This window comes from Diplocloster modestus (assembly GCF_019042245.1).
GTDB classification, from domain to species: Bacteria; Bacillota; Clostridia; order Lachnospirales; family Lachnospiraceae; genus Diplocloster; species Diplocloster modestus.
In genome coordinates this window covers 325,413-348,058 of the sequence record NZ_JAHQCX010000002.1, presented here as the reverse complement: position 1 = coordinate 348,058, position 22,646 = coordinate 325,413, and the positions used below count along the sequence as shown (strand labels likewise).

21 protein-coding genes are annotated in these 22,646 nt (G+C 50.4%); 15 read left to right on the top strand and 6 right to left on the bottom strand.

All coding sequences use genetic code 11. The features are described 5' to 3' along the window. Positions 1 to 203 precede the first annotated feature (203 nt). From aspS to gatB, 4 genes are all read left to right on the top strand, one after another. Entirely contained in the window at positions 204 to 1,535 is a 1,332-nt protein-coding gene (aspS, locus tag KTH90_RS04440; protein ID WP_158349879.1) for an aspartate--tRNA(Asn) ligase, read from the top strand. Positions 1,536 to 1,617: 82 nt separating this feature from the next. Further along, positions 1,618 to 1,911: an Asp-tRNA(Asn)/Glu-tRNA(Gln) amidotransferase subunit GatC gene (gene gatC / locus KTH90_RS04435; protein WP_158349878.1), complete on the top strand. Its 294-nt coding sequence runs from the start codon at positions 1,618 to 1,620 to the stop codon at positions 1,909 to 1,911. Between the two features lie 12 nt (positions 1,912 to 1,923). Continuing rightward, positions 1,924 to 3,390, top strand: coding sequence for an Asp-tRNA(Asn)/Glu-tRNA(Gln) amidotransferase subunit GatA (gatA, locus tag KTH90_RS04430; protein WP_158349877.1), 1,467 nt, complete (start codon positions 1,924 to 1,926; stop codon positions 3,388 to 3,390). A 1-nt stretch (position 3,391) separates the two neighbouring features. After that, positions 3,392 to 4,837 carry an Asp-tRNA(Asn)/Glu-tRNA(Gln) amidotransferase subunit GatB gene (gene gatB / locus KTH90_RS04425; protein WP_158349876.1) on the top strand — a complete coding sequence of 482 codons (1,446 nt, stop codon included), beginning with the start codon at positions 3,392 to 3,394 and terminating at the stop codon, positions 4,835 to 4,837. 159 nt (positions 4,838 to 4,996) lie between these two features. On the opposite strand, the gene KTH90_RS04420 is transcribed toward gatB, so the two are convergent. The 6 genes from KTH90_RS04420 to KTH90_RS04395 all read right to left on the bottom strand — a co-directional run bounded on the left by KTH90_RS04420 (position 4,997) and on the right by KTH90_RS04395 (position 8,701). Then, positions 4,997 to 5,197, bottom strand: coding sequence for a cold-shock protein (locus KTH90_RS04420; protein WP_158342928.1), 201 nt, complete (start codon positions 5,195 to 5,197; stop codon positions 4,997 to 4,999). Positions 5,198 to 5,465: 268 nt separating this feature from the next. Next, positions 5,466 to 6,191: a PHP domain-containing protein gene (locus tag KTH90_RS04415; RefSeq protein WP_158349875.1), complete on the bottom strand. Its 726-nt coding sequence runs from the start codon at positions 6,189 to 6,191 to the stop codon at positions 5,466 to 5,468. Continuing rightward, complete coding sequence (locus KTH90_RS04410; RefSeq protein ID WP_158349874.1) at positions 6,172 to 6,519, bottom strand: DRTGG domain-containing protein; 348 nt, start codon at positions 6,517 to 6,519, stop codon at positions 6,172 to 6,174. The genes KTH90_RS04415 and KTH90_RS04410 overlap by 20 nt, the downstream gene beginning before the upstream one ends. Continuing rightward, entirely contained in the window at positions 6,497 to 7,912 is a 1,416-nt protein-coding gene (locus KTH90_RS04405; protein ID WP_158349873.1) for a [Fe-Fe] hydrogenase large subunit C-terminal domain-containing protein, read from the bottom strand. Before KTH90_RS04405 ends, KTH90_RS04410 begins: the two co-directional genes overlap by 23 nt. A gap of 20 nt (positions 7,913 to 7,932) precedes the next feature. Further along, a complete protein-coding gene (locus KTH90_RS04400) occupies positions 7,933 to 8,361 on the bottom strand; it encodes an ATP-binding protein (RefSeq protein ID WP_275061323.1) in 429 nt (142 codons plus the stop codon). Further along, positions 8,345 to 8,701, bottom strand: a complete 357-nt coding sequence (locus KTH90_RS04395) for a DRTGG domain-containing protein (RefSeq protein ID WP_158349871.1) — start codon at positions 8,699 to 8,701, stop codon at positions 8,345 to 8,347. The genes KTH90_RS04400 and KTH90_RS04395 overlap by 17 nt, the downstream gene beginning before the upstream one ends. A 902-nt stretch (positions 8,702 to 9,603) precedes the next feature. Here KTH90_RS04395 and KTH90_RS04390 point away from each other — a divergent pair. The 11 genes from KTH90_RS04390 (at position 9,604) to KTH90_RS04340 (ending at position 22,548) form a co-directional block, all read left to right on the top strand. Continuing rightward, entirely contained in the window at positions 9,604 to 10,098 is a 495-nt protein-coding gene (locus tag KTH90_RS04390; RefSeq protein WP_158349870.1) for an NADH-quinone oxidoreductase subunit NuoE family protein, read from the top strand. A 3-nt stretch (positions 10,099 to 10,101) separates the two neighbouring features. Beyond that, on the top strand, positions 10,102 to 10,659 hold the full coding sequence (locus tag KTH90_RS04385; protein ID WP_158349869.1) for an ATP-binding protein: 558 nt from the start codon (positions 10,102 to 10,104) through the stop codon (positions 10,657 to 10,659). Further along, positions 10,656 to 11,030 (top strand): (2Fe-2S) ferredoxin domain-containing protein, encoded by a 375-nt coding sequence (locus KTH90_RS04380; protein ID WP_158349868.1) that lies wholly within the window; start codon positions 10,656 to 10,658, stop codon positions 11,028 to 11,030. The genes KTH90_RS04385 and KTH90_RS04380 overlap by 4 nt, the downstream gene beginning before the upstream one ends. Positions 11,031 to 11,044: 14 nt before the next feature. After that, the gene (locus tag KTH90_RS04375) at positions 11,045 to 12,832 is read left to right on the top strand and encodes an NADH-quinone oxidoreductase subunit NuoF (RefSeq protein ID WP_158349867.1); all 1,788 of its coding nucleotides are present in this window, start codon (positions 11,045 to 11,047) and stop codon (positions 12,830 to 12,832) included. 14 nt (positions 12,833 to 12,846) lie between these two features. Then, the gene (locus KTH90_RS04370; protein ID WP_158349866.1) at positions 12,847 to 14,589 is read left to right on the top strand and encodes an NADH-dependent [FeFe] hydrogenase, group A6; all 1,743 of its coding nucleotides are present in this window, start codon (positions 12,847 to 12,849) and stop codon (positions 14,587 to 14,589) included. A gap of 565 nt (positions 14,590 to 15,154) precedes the next feature. Then, the gene (locus KTH90_RS04365) at positions 15,155 to 16,870 is read left to right on the top strand and encodes a [Fe-Fe] hydrogenase large subunit C-terminal domain-containing protein (protein ID WP_158349865.1); all 1,716 of its coding nucleotides are present in this window, start codon (positions 15,155 to 15,157) and stop codon (positions 16,868 to 16,870) included. Between the two features lie 10 nt (positions 16,871 to 16,880). Next, entirely contained in the window at positions 16,881 to 18,044 is a 1,164-nt protein-coding gene (locus KTH90_RS04360) for a SpoIIE family protein phosphatase (protein ID WP_238726336.1), read from the top strand. A 216-nt stretch (positions 18,045 to 18,260) separates the two neighbouring features. Continuing rightward, entirely contained in the window at positions 18,261 to 19,097 is an 837-nt protein-coding gene (locus KTH90_RS04355; protein ID WP_238726335.1) for a purine-nucleoside phosphorylase, read from the top strand. 129 nt (positions 19,098 to 19,226) lie between these two features. Then, positions 19,227 to 20,093 (top strand): alcohol dehydrogenase catalytic domain-containing protein, encoded by an 867-nt coding sequence (locus tag KTH90_RS04350; RefSeq protein ID WP_238726334.1) that lies wholly within the window; start codon positions 19,227 to 19,229, stop codon positions 20,091 to 20,093. A 29-nt stretch (positions 20,094 to 20,122) separates the two neighbouring features. Next, entirely contained in the window at positions 20,123 to 21,193 is a 1,071-nt protein-coding gene (gene mtnA / locus KTH90_RS04345) for an S-methyl-5-thioribose-1-phosphate isomerase (RefSeq protein ID WP_238726333.1), read from the top strand. A 134-nt stretch (positions 21,194 to 21,327) separates the two neighbouring features. After that, entirely contained in the window at positions 21,328 to 22,548 is a 1,221-nt protein-coding gene (locus KTH90_RS04340; protein ID WP_238726332.1) for a BMP family lipoprotein, read from the top strand. The last annotated feature ends 98 nt before the right edge of the window (positions 22,549 to 22,646 follow it).

Below are 22,646 nucleotides of genomic sequence, written 5' to 3'. Positions count from 1 at the left end.
CAGCAGTAGGCCGGTACGGGTCGTGAACGTTATACACGTGAGAGAGGAATCCACAAGCGTTATGCAAAATGTTTGTGAATTCAATGCGGGTGGTACCGCGGGAAATGAAATCCCGTCCCGGAATGTGTGGAAGCATGTTCCGGGACTTTTTTGATGGCTGGGGAACGGAACAGACTATGCTGCAAAAGAAGGAGGAAAATAGGATGGAATTTATGACAGGTACAAAACAAAAGAACACACTGGAAATCAGGGATCTGATGGCCAATGACTATACCGGAAGGCAGATCCGGATCAATGGAACCGTGCATACGATCCGGGATATGGGTGAAATTTCATTTCTTGTCTTGCGCAAAAGCGAAGGGCTGGTACAATGTGTTTATGAGGAAGGCGTAACGCCGTTTTCCCTGCAGGAGATCAGGGAAGGGGCAGCGGTGGAGGCAGAAGGAACGGTGTCGGCAGAGAATCGGGCACCCAATGGATTCGAGATTCGGCTGACAGGCATCCGTATCTTGTCGGAGCCCTTCCTGCCAATGCCAATTCCGATCAGCAAATGGAAAATGAACGTGTCCCTGGAATCTATGCTGTCCCTGCGCCCGGTTTCCCTGCGGAACATCCGGGAAAGGGCAAAGTTTAAGATCCAGGAGGGGATTGTCCGGGGATTCCGGGATTTCCTGTATGGAGAAGGATTTACCGAGGTGCATACCCCTAAGATTACCGCCAAAGGGGCGGAGGGAGGCTCCAACATTTTCAAACTGGAGTATTTCGGCAAGAAGGCGGAGCTGGCCCAGAGTCCTCAGTTTTATAAGCAGACTATGGTAGGCGTCTACGACCGGGTGTTTGAGACGGGACCGGTATTCCGGGCGGAAAAGCACAACACGCCCCGTCATCTCAACGAGTATACCAGCCTTGATTTTGAGATGGGCTATATCGATGGGTTTGAGGATGTGATGGCCATGGAGACGGGGTTTCTGCAGTACACCATGACCCTGCTGGAGCGGGAATATGCAAAAGAGCTTAAGATACTGGGAATCAACCTGCCGAAGACGGATCAGATTCCCACCGTACGCTTTGATGAGGCTAAGCAGAGGGTGGCAGAGAAGTATGACAGGAAAATCAGAAACCCTTATGATCTGGAACCGGAGGAGGAAGTGCTGATCAGCCGCTATTTTAAGGAAGAGTATGATGCGGATTTTGTATTTGTAACCCATTATCCCTCTAAGAAACGTCCGTTCTATGCGATGGATGATCCGGCAGATCCCAAATTTACCCTGAGCTTCGACCTTTTGTTCCGGGGGATGGAGATAACCACAGGCGGACAGCGGATTCATGATTATCAAATGCTTCTGGATAAGATGAAGAGCCGGGGAATGACCGCGGAGGGGATGGAACATTATCTGATGATTTTCCAATATGGAATGCCTCCGCACGGTGGATTGGGGATTGGGCTGGAACGGCTCACCATGAAACTGCTGGGGGAGACCAACGTCCGGGAAACAACCCTGTTCCCCAGAGATCTGGGCAGGCTGGAGCCATAGACGAAAACAAAGAGAAAAGGCGGAACAATAAGATGATGTTCACCTGTCTGTAGATGCGGGAAACGCAAGAATGGAGGAAAAAATGGCAAATATGATTACCGACGAGACAATCGATTATGTGGGAATTCTGGCAAAACTGGAATTGTCACCTGGGGAACGGGAACAGGCCAAAAAAGACATGGCAAAAATGCTGGATTACATCGATCTGCTGGGCGGACTGGACACTGGGGACGTGGAGCCTATGTCCCATGTGTTTCCGGTGCGCAACGTATTCCGGGAGGATATCCCATCTGATAAGGATAACCGGGAAGATATTCTGGCCAATGCCCCTGCGCAAAAAGACGGCAGCTTTAAAGTACCAAAGACTGTAGATTAAGGGGGAGACACTATGGAAATTTATGAGTTAAGCGCCCTGGAACTGGGCAGAAAAATAAAAGAGCGGGAAATATCCGTCGCGGAGGCGGTGCAGGCTTCCCTGGAACAGATACAAAAAAAGGAACCTCAATATCACTGCTATCTGACGATCGATGAGGAGGGGGCAAAAAAGAGGTCCGCTGCGGTACAAAAGCAGATCGACGATCGGACACTGACCGGACCGCTGGCCGGTGTTCCGGCCGCTATCAAGGATAATCTGTGTACCAGGGGAATTAAAACAACCTGCGCTTCCAAGATTCTTGAAAATTTTATCCCGCCCTATTCGGCCGAGGCAGTACGCAATCTGGAAGCGGCCGGAGCTGTGATTCTCGGGAAAACCAATATGGACGAATTCGCTATGGGCAGCACTACGGAGACTTCCTTTTATGGGATCACCAGGAATCCGCACAATCCGGAACATGTGCCGGGCGGGTCCTCCGGCGGGTCCTGCGCGGCCGTGGCGGCAAAGGAATGCTTTTATGCTCTGGGGTCTGATACCGGGGGATCCATCAGACAACCCAGCTCTTTTTGCGGTGTTGTGGGGATTAAGCCCACTTACGGCACGGTTTCCCGCTATGGCCTGGTAGCCTATGGCTCCTCCCTGGATCAGATCGGGCCGGTCGCGCGGAACGTATCGGACTGTGCGGCGGTGCTGGAAACCATCGCATCCCATGACCCCAAGGACAGTACCTCTGTGAAACGGGATGACTGTGATTTTACCTCGGCATTGTATGAGGATGTGAAGGGGATGAGGATCGGGATTCCCCGGGATTATTTTACGGAAGGGTTACAGGCGGAAGTAAAAGAGGCGGTGCTGGCGGCCGCTAAAGAGCTGACGGCCAAGGGAGCGGTCGTGGAAGAGTTTGATTTAAGCCTGGTGGAATACGCAGTTCCGGCTTACTATGTGATCGCCTGTGCGGAAGCCAGCTCCAACCTGGCCCGTTTCGACGGGGTAAAATATGGATACCGGACAGCGGAGTATGAAGGCCTGCATCATATGTATAAAAAAACCCGCTCGGAGGGATTCGGCGCGGAAGTAAAACGACGGATTATGCTGGGATCCTTTGTGCTGAGTTCCGGTTATTACGACGCGTATTATCTGAAAGCGCTGCGCACCAAAGCACTGATTAAAAAGGCCTTCGACGCGGCTTTTGAAAAATATGATCTGATTCTGGGGCCTGCGGCTCCCACAACTGCGCCGCGGATCGGAGAATCACTGAGTGACCCGATTAAGATGTATCTGGGAGATATTTATACGGTGGCGGTGAATCTGGCGGGACTGCCGGGGATCAGTGTTCCCTGCGGCATGGATTCGAAAGGACTGCCCATTGGCTTCCAGCTGATCGGGAATCTGTTCCGGGAGAAAGACCTGATCCGGGCGGCTTATACATGGGAATGTTCCTGCGCTTCCGCAGTAACATCGCGTAAGGAGGAGAAGTAAAATGGCAAAACAGTATGAAACCGTAATCGGGCTGGAAGTCCATGTGGAGCTGGCTACGAAAACAAAGATCTTCTGTTCCTGCAGCACACAGTTCGGCGGTGCTCCCAATACCCACACCTGCCCGGTGTGCACAGGGATGCCGGGCTCGCTGCCGGTACTCAACAGACAGGTGGTGGAGTATTCTGCCGCAGTAGGCCTGGCCACCAACTGCCAGATCAATCAGTATTGTAAGTTTGACCGGAAGAATTACTTCTATCCGGATAATCCGCAAAACTATCAGATCTCCCAGCTGTATCTCCCGATCTGCCGCGATGGCTATGTGGAGATCGAAACCGGGCCGGATAAACAGAAAAAGAAGATCGGAATTCACGAGATCCATATGGAAGAGGATGCCGGAAAGCTCATTCACGATGAGTGGGAGGATTGTTCTCTGGTAGATTATAACCGAAGCGGCGTACCGTTGATCGAGATCGTCTCTGAGCCGGATATGAGAAGTGCGGAGGAAGTAATCGCGTACCTGGAAAAGCTGCGGCTCCTGATACAATATCTGGGTGCTTCCGACTGTAAACTCCAGGAGGGCTCCATGCGTGCGGATGTGAACCTCTCTGTCCGGGAGGTGAACGCCAGTGAATATGGAACCCGGACGGAAATGAAAAACTTAAACTCTTTTAAGGCCATATCCAGAGCGATCGAGGCGGAGACGAAGCGGCAGATCGAGCTGATCGAAGAGGGGAAGACTGTGGTTCAGGAGACCAGGCGCTGGGATGATAACAAGGAGTACTCTTATGCCATGAGGTCAAAGGAAGATGCACAGGACTACCGCTATTTTCCGGAACCGGATCTGGTGCCGGTACAGATCAGTGACGAATGGCTGCGGGCCATTAAAGACGCCCAGCCTGAGTTCAGGACTCAGAAACAAGACCGCTATAAAAAGGAATATGACATTCCGGAATATGATATAGATATCATCACGTCATCCAAGCATATGGCGGATATTTTCGAGGAGACCACCGCACTGTGCCGCCAGCCGAAGAAGGTATCGAACTGGCTGATGGGGGAGACGATGCGTATGCTGAAGGAAAAGGGTATGGATCCGGAGGAGATCCATTTTACACCGGGCCATCTGGCAAAGCTCATTAAACTGGTGGACGACAGAGCCATCAACGGTACGGTTGCCAAGGAAGTATTTGAGCAGATTTTTGACCAGGATGTGGATCCGGAAGCGTATGTCCGGGAGAAGGGTCTGGGAGCAGTCACGGATGAGGCGGCTCTTAAAACGGTAATAGATACCGTAATCCGCCAAAATCCCAAATCCGTGGAGGACTTCCGCGGCGGAAAGAAGAAAGCCATGGGCTATCTGGTTGGCCAAACGATGAGAGAGCTGAAAGGGAAAGGGGACCCGGGGATCGTGAACCGGATTCTGGAAGAATTGCTGAACCAGGAATGAAACTGAATTTCTGTTCCATAGAAGCATTTTCCTATCAAACAAAAGAGAACCATCCTAAGATGGCTCTCTTTTGTAATCTCGTATTCTACCTTGCTTTCTTCCTAATAAAGTCGCAATATTCTATTTATGAAAGAATAAGGCACATGGAAAACGATTTGATTAGAGTCTGGTTACGTTAACAGCCTGGGGACCTTTATCTCCATTTACGATTTCATATTCAACTTCTTGTCCCTCTTCCAGAGATTTGAAGCCGTCCATGTTGAGGCCTGTGTAATGCACAAATACATCGTTGCCTTCAGAGTCTGAAATGAATCCGTAACCTTTTTGGTTGTTAAACCATTTTACTGTACCTTTACTCATGATGATACCTCCAAAAAATTAAAAAATGTTAGTGTTTCGTTGCTCTCTGCAACACAAATAAAGAGTATCACAGAATGAAAAATCTGTCAATTATTTTATCCGTTTTGCACAATAAAACATAGAGTTTTGGCATAAATTTATGGTAGATTATAACATGGTTTCGACATGTTTTTGCAAAAACCCGGATTATGAAATTCCTATGACAACAGCCGCCGCCGGCACCGGCATACCCGAAAAAACAGGCCTGACGAATGCTGGCAGTTCATGATCATACCTCTGGTTTGATTTTCAGAGCCGCTATGACTGCTTCCGGTGTCTTGGCTTCTGCGGAAAGGGTGTAATAGGGCTCATGGATCAACTCGAGCTGGTGGGCATCCGAATTACTGAGAATCCGGCATTGATTCAGGTAAGGATTGGATTTTTGCAGCTCGTGGAGCTTTTTCATATCCTTGACTTCCGCGCAGGGAAACCGGCTGTCCTCCGGAATAAAACCAAGGTTTGAGATAAGGCTGAAAGCCGGCTTATCTATGTGGGCGGGGAACATAATACCGTGAAAACCATCAACCAATTCCCACAGACCTTCAAAAGAGATAGAGGTCGCGTTGATCAGAAGATAGGGTAAGGTACCGGTGATTTCGTCCTGCTCACTGTAGATCTGCTGTTTCCCGAAGATATCTTCCCGGTTCGGGACTGGAGGAAGCTGGTCGGAGACATAGCTGTCAAAGGACAGTGCGTCCGAAAGGGCAGGAAACAGACATACCGCGTGTACTTCTTCCATCGTGGTCAGTTCCATACCTGGCAGCGCAAGTATCCCGTATTCCGCGGCAAGCTTACATACGGCCGGGCAGTTTTGGCAGCTGTTGTGATCGGTGACCGCTATAACATCCAGCCCTTTGAGCATAGCCATTCCTGCGATGTTGGCGGGAGTCATGTCATCGTCGCCGCATGGGGACAGGCAGGAATGGATATGTAAATCATAATACAGATTCACCATGGATCAGCCGGCAGATCATAAGGGCAGTTTCAAATACCGGCTCCTGTGTGCTAAGAACCGTGACACCCTGTGTCTTCGCTTTGGCCGCGGCCGCCTCATCCAGCAGCATACCTTCCGCCAGGATAATGCAGGCGGAATCGGAGAGTGTCGCTACAGCCAGGGTATTCATGTTCCCCATCACAGTTACCCAGGCACAGCCTTCGGGCGCCCTGCTCATGGCAACACTGAGCAGATCGCAGCAGAAGGGTTTGGTTATTTCACGCTCCGGATGATCTCCGGCGTTTATGACTGTAAAACGGTTCGTATTAATCAGGTCTTGTACTGTCATCATCATTCTCCTTTTGCGTCAAAGGGTCCAGCCTGGCCATACGGCTGGAAAAATCGTGAATATAATCCTGGAGCATATGGATGCCGGCTTTTCCATCGCCGTCGCCGTTTAACAGAGAATTCGTAATCGCGGCGATCTCATCGGAGAGCTCATGGATATCCTGCCTGAACAGATAGATACAATCATTTTCTTTCGCCTCGCCCCGGACGATATCCTCAGCCAGAGCCTTACAGGTCGGAGCCCCGCAGGAACCGCAGTCCAACCCCGGGAATTTCTGACAGAGCCGCTCCACCTGATTCATTTTCAGGATGCTGCTCTTTAAATCATTCCCAAGACGGAACACAGGCTCATAGTTGATATCCTGGGTGAGATACAGATTTTCCGCCGGCTCATCCCCCAGATGATTGCAGGAAACCGGCATATACTTGCGCAGTTTCTTTAATTTAACCGCCGCCACATAGGGATTCTCCACGGTCAGGACCCCGCCGACACAGCCGCCTGCACAGGCATCCAGCTCGATAAACTGCAGGTTCGGAAGCTTTTCATCCTCCAGATCCTCCAGTACTTGGATCACATTCTCTATCCCGTCGGCCGCCAGATAATTATCACTGATCAGGCCGCTGGCTTCTCCCCCGCTGCCCCCCCAGCCGATACCGATCTTACCGGAGATCGACAGCTGTTTGGGGCTTCGCTGCGCCTCTTTCATCAGGGGCAGCATCAGGGGATAGATTTCCTTGATTGCCAGCACATGATCAATCTCGCTTTTTTCCACACCAAGCGGTGTCTTGGAATACGTCACCTTCGAAGGGCAGGGAGACAGGAAGAACACGCCGATCTCCTCCGGCTTATAACCGGTCAGTTTCATGGCTTTCTTCCGGGCCAGCTGCGCGGCCACCTCCACCGGCGGCTTCACCGGCAGCAGATGACTCAGCAGATTCGGAAAACGGACCCGGATCAGGCGTACCACCGAGGGACAGGCGGTGCTGATATAAGGCCAGTTATCCATATGTTCTCTGATATAGGTACGGGATTCCTCGGATACCAGCTCTGCGGCGCCGCTGACTTCATAGACGTCATCAAACCCCAGCATTAAAAGCGCGGTCAGCACGATATTCGTATCGTCCAGATTATTAAATTGGGCATACAAGGAGGGAGCCGGCAGGATTACCGTATATTTGTATTGTTTCAAAGCATCCAGGTGGTCATAAGTCGCCACCTTCGCATGGTGAGGGCAGATGCGGATGCATTCTCCGCAGTCGATGCAGAATTTGCTGGTAATCCGGGCTTTACCGTTCCTCACCCGGATGGCCGAAGTGGGACAGCGTTTAATACAGTTGATACAACCCTTGCACAAATCCTGCTGCAGACGCACGGAATGATAAAATTTATCCATGAATACACCTTCTTTTCCGGTCACATAGCAACCGTCATCGTGATTGTAGTACCGACACCCACGATGGTATCAATTTTCATCGTGTCGGAATATTTCTTCATATTAGGGAGTCCCATACCGGCGCCAAACCCCAGAGAACGGATTTCTTCCTTAGCGGTAGAATAACCTTCCTGCATAGCCAGACCTACATCCGGAATACCGGGACCGGTATCCTTAAGTACCATCAAGATCTCTTCCGGAGAGATCTCTACGGTAATATTACCGCCGTATGCGTGGATCACCATATTGATCTCACCTTCATACATGGCAATAGCAACCTTTCGAATCGCCTCTGGGCTGACATCCATCTGTTTTAATTTATTCTTAACATCGCTGCTGGCTTCCCCGGCCCTGGTAAAATCATCCCCGGAGACCTCATAGTGCAATATAATTTTATCGTCCACGCACATCACCTCCGCGCATCCCCTGCTCATACAGTTTACCGCAGGCAGTGAACATGCGGTAATCGGATACCATCAAAGTGAGATTGCGTTCCTTTGCCATGGACTTCATATTTTCATCCGGCTGTTTCCCACGGACAAACACGATACACTCAATATCCATCATTTCCGCGGTGCGCACCACCTGCGGGTTACACAGCCCTGTCAGCAGGATAGAATGCTCATGCAGATAAGCCAGCACATCGCTCATCATATCCGCGCCGCAGGCGTAATGGATATCCAGATCCATATTACCGCCATCTACCATCAGCTTAGCTTCCAGCAAGCCTTGAATATCTCTTATTTTCAATTAAAAACCCCCTTTACTAACTGTATAAGATATCCCCAGTTTAACATTTATCGGGTTGACATTCAACCTTAATGTATAGGGGGGGAGGCTTTCGGTGGGGCCTGGAGTCCCTCTGGGGGGCGGGATGGGATCCTCCTGTTTGAGGAGGCGGGGCGGGCACCTGTCCTTTGACGGGGGGAGGGCTGTATGCTGGCTGCTGCTAAGTGGAATCCAGGCCGCAGATTCAGGAACCGGGCCTATTCACCAGGAACGCATGAGGCGTTCCCGGTTCAGCGGCCCTTGCCCGTCGGACGTGAAGTCCGCCGTGCATCCTGAATCTGCGGCCTGGATTTCACTAAGCAGCAGCACAGCCGCCCTATGTCCGCCAAAGGACAGGTGCCCGCCCCGCCTCCCCAAACAGGAGGATCCCATCCCGCCCCCCAGAGGGACTCCCTGCTTTGGGGAAAGCTGAGTAGTTGTGTTTGTTTGGCGAGCTGTGAAAATTTCTATTTAAATAAGAAGAAAGAGAATAAGAAGAAAGAGATCTAATAGAAAGCAGCTTCGTGAAAAAATGATCTAATCCCAACAGTATTTGAAAATTTCTATTTAAAAATGAGTATAGGAAAACAATTATTTTTTAAATCCAGTATACAAAACCATAGCAGGCAAAGCTTAGATACCGTTCTTAGGCACAGCCGAAGCGATTTGGCGCCCGTTACTTTGGTTTCCCCCATCCGGAGGCCGCCCTTTCCGCTGCCCGCTCCGGCCCCATATTCAAACCTACTGATTTATGTAAATTTCACAACAGCACTTAATCCGCCCTCGGCTAATTTAGTGTGAAAAATGGAATTATTTGTAGATTTTTTAACGGACTTGTGATAAAATAGTCATACTTATAGGTTTAATTACAAGGAGGTTTTTAGATGAGTGCCAAAAAGCAAACCGTTCCGTTTCAGGGAACGAAGGAGCAGGAAGCGGACCTGTTAAAAGTCATTGCCGAGCACAAAGACGAAAAAGGTTCTTTGATGCCGATTCTGCAAAAAGCGCAGGATATCTATGGCTATCTGCCGATTGAAGTTCAGACCATCATTTCTAATGAAACAGGGCTTCCCCTGGAGAAGATCTATGGTGTTGCGACTTTCTATTCTCAATTTTCCCTCAATCCCAAAGGTAAATATCAGATTTCTGTCTGTCTTGGAACAGCCTGTTATGTGAAGGGCTCCGGTGATATTTACAATAAATTGATGGAGAAGTTAGGTATTGTCGGTGGAGAATGTACTCCGGACGGACGTTTTTCGCTGGATGCATGCCGGTGTGTGGGCGCCTGTGGTCTGGCACCTGTTATGATGATCAACGGTGAGGTTTACGGAAGATTAACAGTGGATGACATCGATGACATTCTGGCTAAATACGAATAGCCTATGATGCCTGAAATTTCACTGAATGTGTTGGATGTGGCCGAGAATTCTACCAGAGCGAAAGCATCGCTGGTGGAGATATCCGTAGCGGCGGATACTAAGGCAGATACTCTGGTTATTAAGATCAAGGATGATGGCTGCGGAATGACAGCGGAGCAGCTGGCCCATGTGGAAGACCCGTTTTTTACAACCCGAACGACCCGTAAGGTCGGCCTGGGAGTTCCGTTTTTTAAGATGGCGGCATTGGCTGCCGGCGGAGATTTTTCCATAGAATCGAAGCCCGGAGCCGGGACATGCGTAACAGCAGTATTTGGATTGTCCCATATTGACAGAATGCCCCTGGGGGATATGACCAGTACGATTCACACACTTATTATATTTCATAAAGATATGGATTTTCGATATACATATGAAGTGGACGGCAGAAGTTTTACGCTGGATACCAGAGAATTTCGGGAGATCCTGGGGGATGTACCCTTTGATGAACCGGAGGTATCCGCATATATTAAGGAATATTTAACGGAAAACAAAAAAGAGACAGATGGAGGGATCTCGATATGAAGTCTTTGGAAGAATTGAAAGCAATCCGTGAGAGAATGCAGGGACAGGTCGGTCTTCGCTCAGAGGACTCAAGCCAGACCAGAGTAGTGGTGGGTATGGCAACCTGCGGTATCGCCAGCGGTGCGAGACCGGTATTAACCACACTTTCCGACGCGGTTCAGGAAAGACATCTGGATAATGTAGCGGTAACCCAGACAGGATGTATCGGTCTGTGCCAGTATGAGCCGATCGTAGAAGTAATGGAACCCGGTAAGGATAAAGTGACTTATGTGAAGATGAATCCGGAGAAAGCTCTGGAAGTATTCGAAAAACATCTGATCCGTGGTCAGGTTGTACAGAAATATACTTTGAACGCTGAAAATATTAAATAGGAGGGTCAGTGACTATGTATCGTTCACACGTATTGGTTTGTGGTGGAACCGGATGCACTTCCTCCGGAAGTGAAAAAATCATCACGACACTAGAGGAAGAAATTAAGAATAAAGGCCTGGAAAACGAAGTGGCTGTTGTAAAGACCGGATGCCACGGCCTGTGTGCTTTGGGACCGATCATGATCGTATACCCGGAAGCAGCATTTTATGCAATGGTAAAGGCAGAGGATATTCCCGAAATCGTAGAGGAACATCTGTTAAAAGGAAGAGTTGTTACCAGACTTCTGTATGATGAGACGGTAACGGACCATGGAGTAACCGCATTAAATGATACGGATTTCTATAAGAAACAGCACAGAATCGCACTGAGAAACTGTGGTGTCATCAATCCTGAAAATATCGACGAATACATCGGAACCGGCGGATACGAAGCTCTGGGCAAGGTGCTGACAGAGATGACTCCCGATGATGTGATAAATGTCCTGCTGGACAGCGGTTTGAGAGGCCGCGGCGGAGCCGGCTTCCCTACCGGAAGAAAATGGGCGCTGGCTAAGGCTAACGATGCCGATCAAAAATATGTCTGTTGTAACGCCGATGAAGGTGATCCCGGTGCCTTCATGGACCGTTCGGTTCTGGAGGGCGACCCGCATGTAGTGCTGGAAGCTATGGCGATCGCTGGCTATACCATTGGTGCGACCCAGGGTTACATATATGTGCGTGCGGAATATCCTATCGCTGTAGAACGTCTGAACATTGCCATCAACCAGGCCAGAGAATATGGTCTGCTGGGCAAGAATATCTTCGGAACGGATTTCTGCTTTGATATTGATCTTAGGCTCGGCGCAGGAGCTTTCGTATGTGGGGAAGAGACCGCGCTGATGGTTTCCATCGAAGGAAACCGCGGTGAACCCAGATGCAGGCCTCCTTTCCCGGCACTGAAGGGTCTGTTTGCGAAACCGACGATTCTGAACAATGTAGAGACCTATGCCAATATCCCTCAGATCATCCTGCACGGACCGGAATGGTTCGCTTCCATGGGAACCGAGAAGTCCAAAGGAACGAAAGTATTCGCCCTGGGCGGAAAGATCAATAACACCGGTCTGGTGGAGATCCCCATGGGAACTACGCTTCGTGAAGTGGTGGAAGAGATCGGCGGCGGAATCCCCGGCGGCAAGAAGTTCAAGGCGGCGCAGACCGGCGGACCTTCCGGCGGATGTATCCCTCCGGAACATTTTGATATTCCGATTGATTATGACAACCTGATAAGCATCGGCTCCATGATGGGTTCCGGTGGTCTGATCGTTATGGATGAAGACAACTGTATGGTCGATATCGCCAAATTCTTCCTGGAGTTCACCGTAGATGAATCCTGTGGGAAATGTACCCCCTGCCGGATCGGAACCAAACGTCTCTATGAGATGTTAGATAAGATCACCAAAGGCCAGGGCACCCTGGAAGATCTGGACAAGATGGAAGAACTCTGTTACTACATCAAAGAGAATGCCCTTTGCGGTCTGGGACAGACGGCTCCCAACCCGGTATTATCCACGCTTCGTTATTTCAAGGATGAATATATTGCCCACGTTGTGGATAAGAAATGTCCGGCTGGTGTCTGTAAGGCGCTGTTGTCCTACAAGATCGATGCGGATAAATGTAAGGGATGTACACTTTGTGCCAGAACATGTCCGAACAATGCGATCATCGGCGTGGTCAAAGAACCTCACGCAATCGATCAGAGCAAGTGCGTAAAATGTGGAGCATGTATGGAAAAATGCCGCTTCGGCGCTATCTATAAAGAGTAATGGAGGATTCAAAAATGGAAAATATTACATTAAAAATAAATGGTGTAGAAGTAAAAGCACCTGCAGGCTCTACCATTCTGGAAGCAGCCCGGCTTGCCAATATTGAGATTCCTACTCTTTGTTTCCTGAAGGATATCAACGAAATTGGCGCATGCCGGATGTGTGTCTGCGAAGTAAAAGGTGCAAGAAGTCTGGTTGCTTCCTGTGTATATCCGATCAATGAAGGAATGGAAGTGTGGACCAACACGCCCAAGGTTCTGGATTCCAGAAAGAAAACATTGGAGCTGATCCTTTCCAACCATCACAGAAAATGTCTCTCCTGCGTCCGCAGCGGTGACTGTGAACTTCAGAAACTCTGTAAAGACCTGAAGGTGGAAAATGAGGACATGTATGAGGGTGAAATGCAGGATTTCGATATCGATGATTCCGCCGCCCATATGATCCGTGACAACAATAAATGTATCCTTTGCCGCCGCTGCGTGGCCGTCTGCGCGAATGTGCAGGGAATCGGCGTGATCGGCGCCAACGAGCGTGGTTTTGTTACCAACATCGGTTCCGCGTTTGAGATGGGCTTAGGGGAAACCAGCTGTGTATCCTGCGGCCAGTGTATCGCCGTATGTCCTACGGGAGCATTAAGGGAAAAAGACTTTACCGATGATGTGTTCGCAGCTCTTGCAGATCCCAAAAAGCATGTGCTGGTACAGACGGCTCCGGCGGTCCGTGCGGCTCTTGGAGAGGCCTTCGGCCTGCCGATCGGTACGAATGTAGAGGGCAAGATGGCGGCATCCCTTCGCCGTCTGGGCTTTGATAAAGTGTTTGATACGGACTTCAGCGCCGATCTGACGATCATGGAAGAAGCCCATGAATTCCTGGATCGGGTACAAAACGGCGGAGTTCTGCCGCTGATTACCTCCTGTTCTCCGGGATGGATTAAATACTGTGAACATTATTTCCCCGATATGACGGAGAATCTTTCCTCCTGCAAATCTCCACAGCAGATGTTCGGCGCCATCGCGAAGACCTATTATGCGGAGAAGATGGGAATCGATCCGAAAGACATCGTTATGGTCAGCGTAATGCCCTGTACCGCTAAAAAGTTCGAGATCGGCCGTGACGACCAGGATGCAGCCGGTGTTCCGGATGTAGATATCGCCATCACCACCAGAGAGCTGGCCAGGATGATCGAACGTACAGGTATCCGTTTCCTGGATCTGCCGGATGAGGACTTCGACGAGCCTTTGGGATTATCCACAGGCGCAGCCGTGATTTTCGGCGCAACCGGCGGTGTTATGGAAGCAGCTCTTCGTACCGCGGTGGAGACACTGACCGGCGAGGAACTGGCATCCGTAGATTTTACGGATGTTCGTGGAACGAAGGGAATCAAGGAAGCTACTTACAACGTAGCGGGCATGGATGTTAAGGTCGCGGTAGCTTCCGGTCTTGGCAATGCCAGGGAACTGCTGACGAAAGTGAAAAACGGGGAAGCGGATTACCACTTCATCGAAATTATGGGATGCCCCGGCGGCTGTGTAAACGGCGGCGGACAGCCCCAGCAGCCTGCGTCTGTTCGGAACTTTACCGATATCCGCAAGCTTCGAGCGAAGGTTCTGTACGACGCGGATGCGGGAAAACCCATTCGGAAATCCCATGAGAATCCGGCCATCAAACAGCTGTACGCGGAGTACCTGGGAGAACCCGGAAGCCATAAGGCCCATGAGATTCTGCACACCAGCTATGTGAAGAGAAGTGTGAATTAATAGTAAGCAGCAGTTGAACAGCAGACGGGAGAACCCCTGATTCGCAGGGCCCGGGATAAACTCGCCATTCGGCTTGAGGTATGTCCCGGGCCTTTTTTGGCTTTTGGGCTGCTGGGGGGGATAAGGGCCGGGCCTGATGGCTCCAGGTTGGGCGGGGGCGCCCGGCTTAGGGAGGGAAGTAATTCTCATCTTAGATAAAGCAACCTCATAAGCAGCTGCGGGAGCCTCTGAAAGCAGTGAGAATGTCGGCGTGAGAGCCTCCATTCTCACTTGAGTCTCCCTCCGCTATTCGGCCATGCTTTTTCTAAGATGAGAATTACTTCCGTCCCTAAGCCGGGCGCCCCGCCCAACCTGGAGCCATCAGGCCCTACTCTAATTAGGGCGCAGAGAAAAATATATTATTTGTTGCTTTGTGGGAAATACCAAAGATGTACTCCCCCCAGCCATCCCATAAGAACCCGGCAAAAATTATACCTCTAGTGACAAACTATATACCCTATGTTAAAATATAAACATTAGCCACGGCTGTAAAAAACGTGGAAATTCTGGCTTGAAGGAGGCACACATGAACGTCATTGATTTTCAAAAAGCTAATTGCCGGAACTGTTATAAGTGTGTCCGGTCCTGTTCGGTGAAAGCGATACGGATTAAGAACGAACAGGCTCAGATTATGAACGAGCACTGTATTCTGTGCGGGCACTGCCTGGAGGTCTGTCCTCAGAATGCTAAGACGTTTTCCAGTGATCTGGACCGGGTGAAGAGTTTTCTGAGACAGGGACAGAAAACGGTTATTTCGATTGCGCCGTCTTATCTGGGGGTTATGAAGTACAGCCATCCAGGCCAGGTGGTTACCGCTTTGAAGCGGCTGGGATTTAAGCAGATTCGTGAGACTGCTGAGGGCGCGGCTTATGTGACCAACGCTTATCACCGGATTCTGGAGGAGGGCAGCATGAAGAATGTGATTTCGACCTGCTGTCCCAGCATCAACGATTTGATTGAGAAGTATTTTCCGGACCTGACACCCTATATGGCGCCGGTGGTGTCACCGATGGTCGCTCACGGAATGCTGATCAAGAAGCAGTTGGGGATGAATACAAAGGTGGTTTTTTTAGGCCCCTGCATTGCTAAAAAAGAGGAAGCGGAGCTGGATGAGAGGACTTCCGGCTGGATCGATGCGGTGATTAATTTTTCAGAGGTTGAGCAGTGGCTGGAGGAGGAAGGGATCGATGTTAAGGCGCAGAACCCTTCGCCTATGGATAATCCGGATCCGAAGGTGAACCGTCTGTATCCGGTCAGCTCCGGGGTGATGACTTCGGTGGTGGCCAAGAACGGAAAGGATACTTACCGCAAGCTGTTTGTGGACGGACTGGATAATTGTATCGATCTGTTCCGGGGGATGGCGAATGGGGAACTGGAACACTGTTTTATCGAGGCGAATGTCTGCGAGGGAGGCTGTATCAAGGGACCTGCGATCAGTAAAATGGAGGTTTCCAGATTTAAGGCAAAGCTGGATATCGAGGAACAGATCGAGTATGTCAGTCCCGACTATCCGGAGGTGCCGCCTGAGGTGGATCTGGAAAAACAGTTCTACTCCCGGGTAGAGAAGGAAAAAATGCCGACGGAAGAAGAGATCAGGAGTATATTGCGCAAGACCGGTAAATACAGCAGGGAGGACGAGCTGGACTGCGGGGCCTGCGGATATGGTTCCTGCAGGGAGAAGGCTATTGCGGTTTTCCAGGAAAAAGCCGAGCTGGGTATGTGCCTGCCCTATGCTTTTGATAAAGCCAATTCTATGGCTAACACGGTGATGGAGCAGACTCCGAACGCCATTCTGGTAGTCGATCAGGATATGCGGATTATGGAATTCAATAAAGCGGCGGAGAAAATGTTTAAACAGAGCAAGTCTGTGGCGGTGGAGAAATATCTGTTCGAACTGATCGATCACACGGATTTTCTGTATGTATATGACACCCATGAGCCGATCGTACATAAGCGGGTGGCCTACGAGGATCTGGGTATTTATACGACCCAGACGCTGGTGTATGTCAAAGAGCAGGATGCGGTCCTTGGAATCTTCGAGGATGTAACGGAAGAGGAAAATAATAAGAAAAAGCATTACCAGCTTCAGGTCGAGACGGTGGAGATGGCCCAGAAGGTAATAGACAAGCAGATGATGGTTGCCCAGGAGATCGCCGGACTGCTGGGTGAAACTACGGCTGAGACCAAGGTCACACTGACGAAGCTGCGGGATTCGATCTTATTCGAAGGTCAGGAAGAATAGGGGGAAAACCATGGATGTCAGTGTAGAAGTTTCTTATAAAAGTTTAAATAAGTTTCATGAAGAACTGTGCGGAGATAAAGTAGAAATTATCAAGACGGCTGATTCGGATATCGCCATTCTGGCGGATGGAATGGGCAGCGGGGTCAAGGCCAATATTCTGGCCACGCTGACCTCTAAGATACTGGGAACTATGTTTCAGAACGGGGCGTCCATTGAGGATGCGGTGGAGACCATCGTTAAGACACTGCCGATCTGCCAGGTCCGGAAGGTGGCCTATGCCACATTCAGTATACTGCAGATTTTCCACAACGGGGAAGGATATCTGGTGGAGTTCGACAATCCGGAATGTGTGCTGATCCGGGATAGAAAACTGATGGATATCCCCTTCACCCATCGGGAACTGGAGGGGAAGGATATCCGGGAATGGCGGTTTCAGGTGCAGATGGGCGACTGCTTTGTGCTGATGAGTGACGGCGTGGTCTACGCGGGAGCCGGCGAGATCCTGAATCTGGGCTGGACCAGAGACAGTATGGCCGAATATGCGCTCAAATGCATGAAAACCACTACGTCGGCTTCCCGGCTCACGGCCATGTTAAGCAAAGCCTGCGACGATCTCTATCTGCAAAAACCCGGAGACGACACTACGGTCTGTGTGACCAGAGTGATCCCCAGACGTCTGGTCAGCATCTTCACGGGACCACCGGAGGATCCAGGGGACGACCGGAAGCTGATGGAACAGTTCATGGGCGAAGCCGGCTGTAAGATCGTATGCGGCGGCACCAGCGCGAATATTGCTGCAAAATATCTGGATAAACCGGTCACAACTCAGATCCAGAACACTTCCAGCGATGTACCGCCCATGGCGGAAATCGAAGGAATGGATCTGGTTACAGAAGGAATCATAACCATGAATAAAGCGTTGAAGCTTTTAAGACAATATATAAGGGATGAAGTCGATGTGGACTTCTTCCTGGCCCTGGATGAGGACAACGGCGCCGCCAGGCTGGCCAAGATCCTGATCGAGGAATGCACGGAACTAAAGCTCTTCGTGGGGAAAGCCGTCAATCAGGCCTACGACGCCACCATGGACTTAGACCTTCGCATGAATCTCATCGGCCAGCTCAAATCGGTGGTAGAGCAGATGGGACACCGCGTAGAAATCATTTACTTCTGAGAGGGGACTGGCTCATTCCGTCTTAAGCTCAACCGGCATCAAACGAAAGGCGGAATGTGCCTGTCCCCGGAAGCTGCCAGATAGCACAGGCAACGGAAATCCTAAAAGTATCCAGACCAAAACCAGATAACAGCAACACATAATCAAAAGAACGATCCCACCAACACAAAACCAAACCAACAATAATACATGCCTCAAAAGCAAAGGAGACCCACCATGAATCAAGTATACGAAAAATTACAAAAATGCTATGAAAGCGTAAAATCCAAAGCAGACTTCCAGCCCAAAGTAGCGCTGATCCTGGGTTCCGGCCTGGGGGATTACGCCGAAGGCATCCAGGTAGAAGCGACCCTTAATTATTCTGATATCGAAGGATTCCCGGTATCCACCGTGCCCGGCCACAAAGGCCGTTTCATCTTCGGCTATGTAGAAACCGTACCGGTCGTCATCATGCAGGGCCGTGTCCATTACTACGAAGGCTACGACATGTCCGACGTAGTACTTCCCACCAGGCTCATGCGGATGATGGGTGCCGAGGTATTATTCCTGACCAACGCCTCCGGCGGAATCAACTATAACTATCAGGCGGGAGATTTCATGCTGATCCGGGACCATATCCTGAATTTCGTCCCATCTCCCTTAATCGGGCCCAACATCGACGAGCTGGGAACCAGGTTCCCCGACATGAGCGATGTCTATGATTTCAAACTCCGCCGGATCATCAGACAGACCGCCCTGGAACAAAACATCCCGCTTCAGGAAGGTGTCTACATCCAGCTGACCGGCCCCAATTTCGAGACTCCCTCCGAGGTGCGCATGTGCAGGACTCTGGGCGCTGATGCCGTAGGAATGAGCACCGCCTGTGAGGCTGTGGCAGCTAACCACATGGGAATGAAGATATGCGGTATCTCCTGTGTATCCAACCAGGCAGCCGACGCGGCCAAACAGCCGCTGACCCATGAAGAGGTACAGGAGATGGCGGACCGCAAGGCGCCGATGTTTAAGAAGCTGATCACCTCGTCCATCGTGAATATTGCGACGGAAGTCCTGTAAGGGCTTCCCAGTGGCGAAGGGGAGGCTGCCGGAAAGGAGGCGGGTACTATAAAAGCATTATATTACAATGGGCGGGAAGCAAAATACCTGGAGGATTATCCGATTCCCGTACCAACAGATACCGAAAGTTTGATTAAAATACGGATAGCGGCTGTCTGTAATACGGACAAGGAAGTATTGCGGGGGTATAAACCTGATTTTAACGGAATTATGGGCCATGAGTTTGTAGGCGAAGTAATTAAGTCCGGCAGACCGGAGCTGGTTGGACGGCGGGTAGTGGGAGAACTGAACGCAGGGTGCGGACACTGTCTGTACTGCAGGACCGGAAGGCGGGGACATTGTGACAGCCGGCGGGTGATCGGGCTTGCCGGAAAGGACGGATGCTTTGCGGAATATATGACCCTGGAGACAGGACTTTTGCATGAAGTTCCGGATACCCTGAGGGATGAGGAGGCGGTATTCACGGAACCGCTGGCGGCAGCTTTGGAGATTCCCACACAGGTTCATCTAAAACCCTCCGACAGCGTGGCTGTGATCGGAGACGGCCGTCTGGCGTTTATGATCGCCCAGGTGATTGCGCTGACTGGCGCTGACTTAACGGTGATCGGCAGACATGAAGAGAAGCTGAAACAGTTTTCGGGATTTGCGCATGTTACAACAGATCTTCCGGATACCTACGAGGTAGTGATAGATGCCACCGGATCTCCCACAGGGATCCTGACTGCCCAGAAAGTGGTGCGCCATAAGGGAACGATCGTATTAAAAAGCACCTACGCAGGGGATACGAAAGTGAATATGAGTGATTTTGTTGTCAATGAAGTGACGATTACGGGCAGCAGATGCGGACCGTTTGCCCCGGCATTAAATCTGCTGTCAAAACATTATGTCCAGTTTCCGCCTATACAGCTTTATGATTTAACGGACTACGGGCAGGCATTTCAGTCAAAGGCATTCAAAGCGGGATTCTCATTTACAGACAAGAACTGCCGGACATAGTTTAAAACCTGATAAGGAGCGTGAGTTATATGGAAAAGACAATCGGAGATGATTACGCAGATAATGTAAGGCTGAGCGGGGACGGGAAAAAAGTCATTATTATAGATCAGACCAAACTGCCGAATATTGAAGAATATCTGACGCTGGAAACGGCTGAGGATATCTATGATGCCATATATGAATTAAAAGTGCGGGGCGCACCGGCGATCGGAATCTGCGCAGGGTACGGCATCTATGTCCTGGCACGGCAGATTCACACGGAGGATTATTCGGATTTTTTGCAAAAATTCAGGGAATACAAAGAATATCTGGATTCCTCCAGGCCCACTGCGGTGAACTTAAGCTGGGCCTTAAACCGCATGGAAAAAGTAGTGACCGGCCATCCGCAGTGCACGGTTTCCGAGATACTTAAGCTGCTGGAGAAAGAGTGCCGCATGATTCAAAAAGAGGATATTAAGATGTGCCGGGCCATTTCCGAATACGGGCTTACGCTGATCAGTGATGGGGATGGAATTCTTACCCACTGCAATGCGGGACCGCTGGCCACTTCACGGTACGGTACGGCGCTGGGACCGCTGTTTTTGGGAAAAGAGCGGGGAATGGAATTCCGGGTATTTGCAGACGAGACAAGACCTCTGCTGCAGGGAGCCCGGCTGACCTCTTACGAGTTGGCCAGGGGCGGTATTGACGTTACGCTGATCTGCGATAATATGGCCAGCCTGGTTATGAAGAACGGCTGGATTCAGGCGTGTTTTGTAGGCTGCGACCGGGTGGCGGCCAACGGAGACGCGGCTAATAAAATAGGAACCAGCGGTGTGGCGATACTGGCGAAGTATTACGGCATACCTTTTTATGTACTGGGGCCCGGGTCAACGGTTGACATGGCATGCCCGACGGGCGCTGATATCCGGATCGAGCTTCGGGATGAACAGGAGATCAAGACCAAATTCTATCGGGAACCCATGGCGCTGCCCAAAGTGAAATGTTACAATCCGGCCTTTGATGTTACAGATCACTCCCTGATCACGGCGATCGTGACGGAGAGGGGAATATGCTATCCTCCGTATACAGAAAACCTGGCTGAAATGTTCCGTATATAGGTTATTTTTGCGTATTTTTATCCCGTATATAACACGGATTTGTTGTAAATGCTTAAAAAGAATGATATGATAAATATGTAATCCACGGTCGGCCGGAAGGCCGAAGACTTAAGGATTTCAAAAGGAGGAATATTATGTTGAAAAAAGTTTTTGCAGTGATGTTGGCATTTACTATGGTGCTGATTATGGCAGGCTGCGGTGATAAAGAGCAGCCCCAGGAGCCTGCGAAGGAGGACAGTACGCCGGCGGGTGAGACCGCAGCCACGCCTGCACCGGAGAGTACGGCGCCCGCGACGGAAGCGCCTGCGCAGACTGCGATGAAGATCGCGATCGTAACAAGCCCTTCCGGGGTGGATGATGGTTCCTTCAACCAGAATGTATATGAAGGCATCCAGGCGTTTATCGCCAATCATCCGGAGGCTACGGTAAAAGCGGTTAATGAACCTACCGGGGATAATACGGCATCCGTTCAGGCAGTCGCCGATATTGTCGCTGATTATGACGTAATTGTCACTCCGGGATTCCAGTTCGCAGGTATCGGACAGCTGGCACAGGATAATCCGAATGTAAAGTTTATACTGGTGGATTCCTATCCGGCCGACGCGGAAGGTAAGGAAGCGGAGATGGATAATGTCTACGCGATGCAGTTCGCGGAGCAGGAAAGCGGATTTTTCGCCGGTATCGCGGCGGCGCTGCAGACAAAGTCCGGTAAGGTCGCCGTGGTGAACGGCGTGGCCTTCCCTTCCAATGTGAATTACCAGTATGGATTCGAATCAGGCGTGAACTACGCGGTCAAGAACCTGGGCGCGAAAGCGGAATGCGTGGAGATCGCCGCTTATGCAGGGACCGATGTAACCAATAATAATGTAGGCGGCAACTATACCGGGAATTTTGCGGATCAGGCCCAAGGCAAGGTGGTCGGCAAAGCTCTGATTGACAAAGGCGTAGACATCATGCTTGTAGCGGCGGGCGGATCCGGAAACGGAGTTTTTACGGCTGCCAAGGAGGCAAAAGGGGTAATGGTGATCGGATGCGATGTAGACCAGTATGACGACGGCGCCAACGGAGACAGCAACATCATCCTGACCTCCGCGCTTAAGATTATGGATAAAAATGTGGAGAAACAGTTAAATGCCATTGCCGACGGCACTTTTAAAGGAGGCAATTATCTTCTGAAAGCAGACACGGATTCCACAGGGTACGTAAAGGCTGAAGGAAGGCAGCAGCTGTCTGCGGATACAATTGCTATATTAGATAAGGTATATGCGATGGTAAAAGACGGAACAATCGTGCCTCCTTCCAATTTCGACGGTACTCCTGATGATTTTAAGGGACTTGACGTGCCGGTTAAATAGATATCAGGCGTGATATGGTATCCCATGGGGACAGACACCGAAGGCGGCTGTCCCCATATATTTATGCGGTTTTATTTTTTGAGGTGTTATTACCGGAG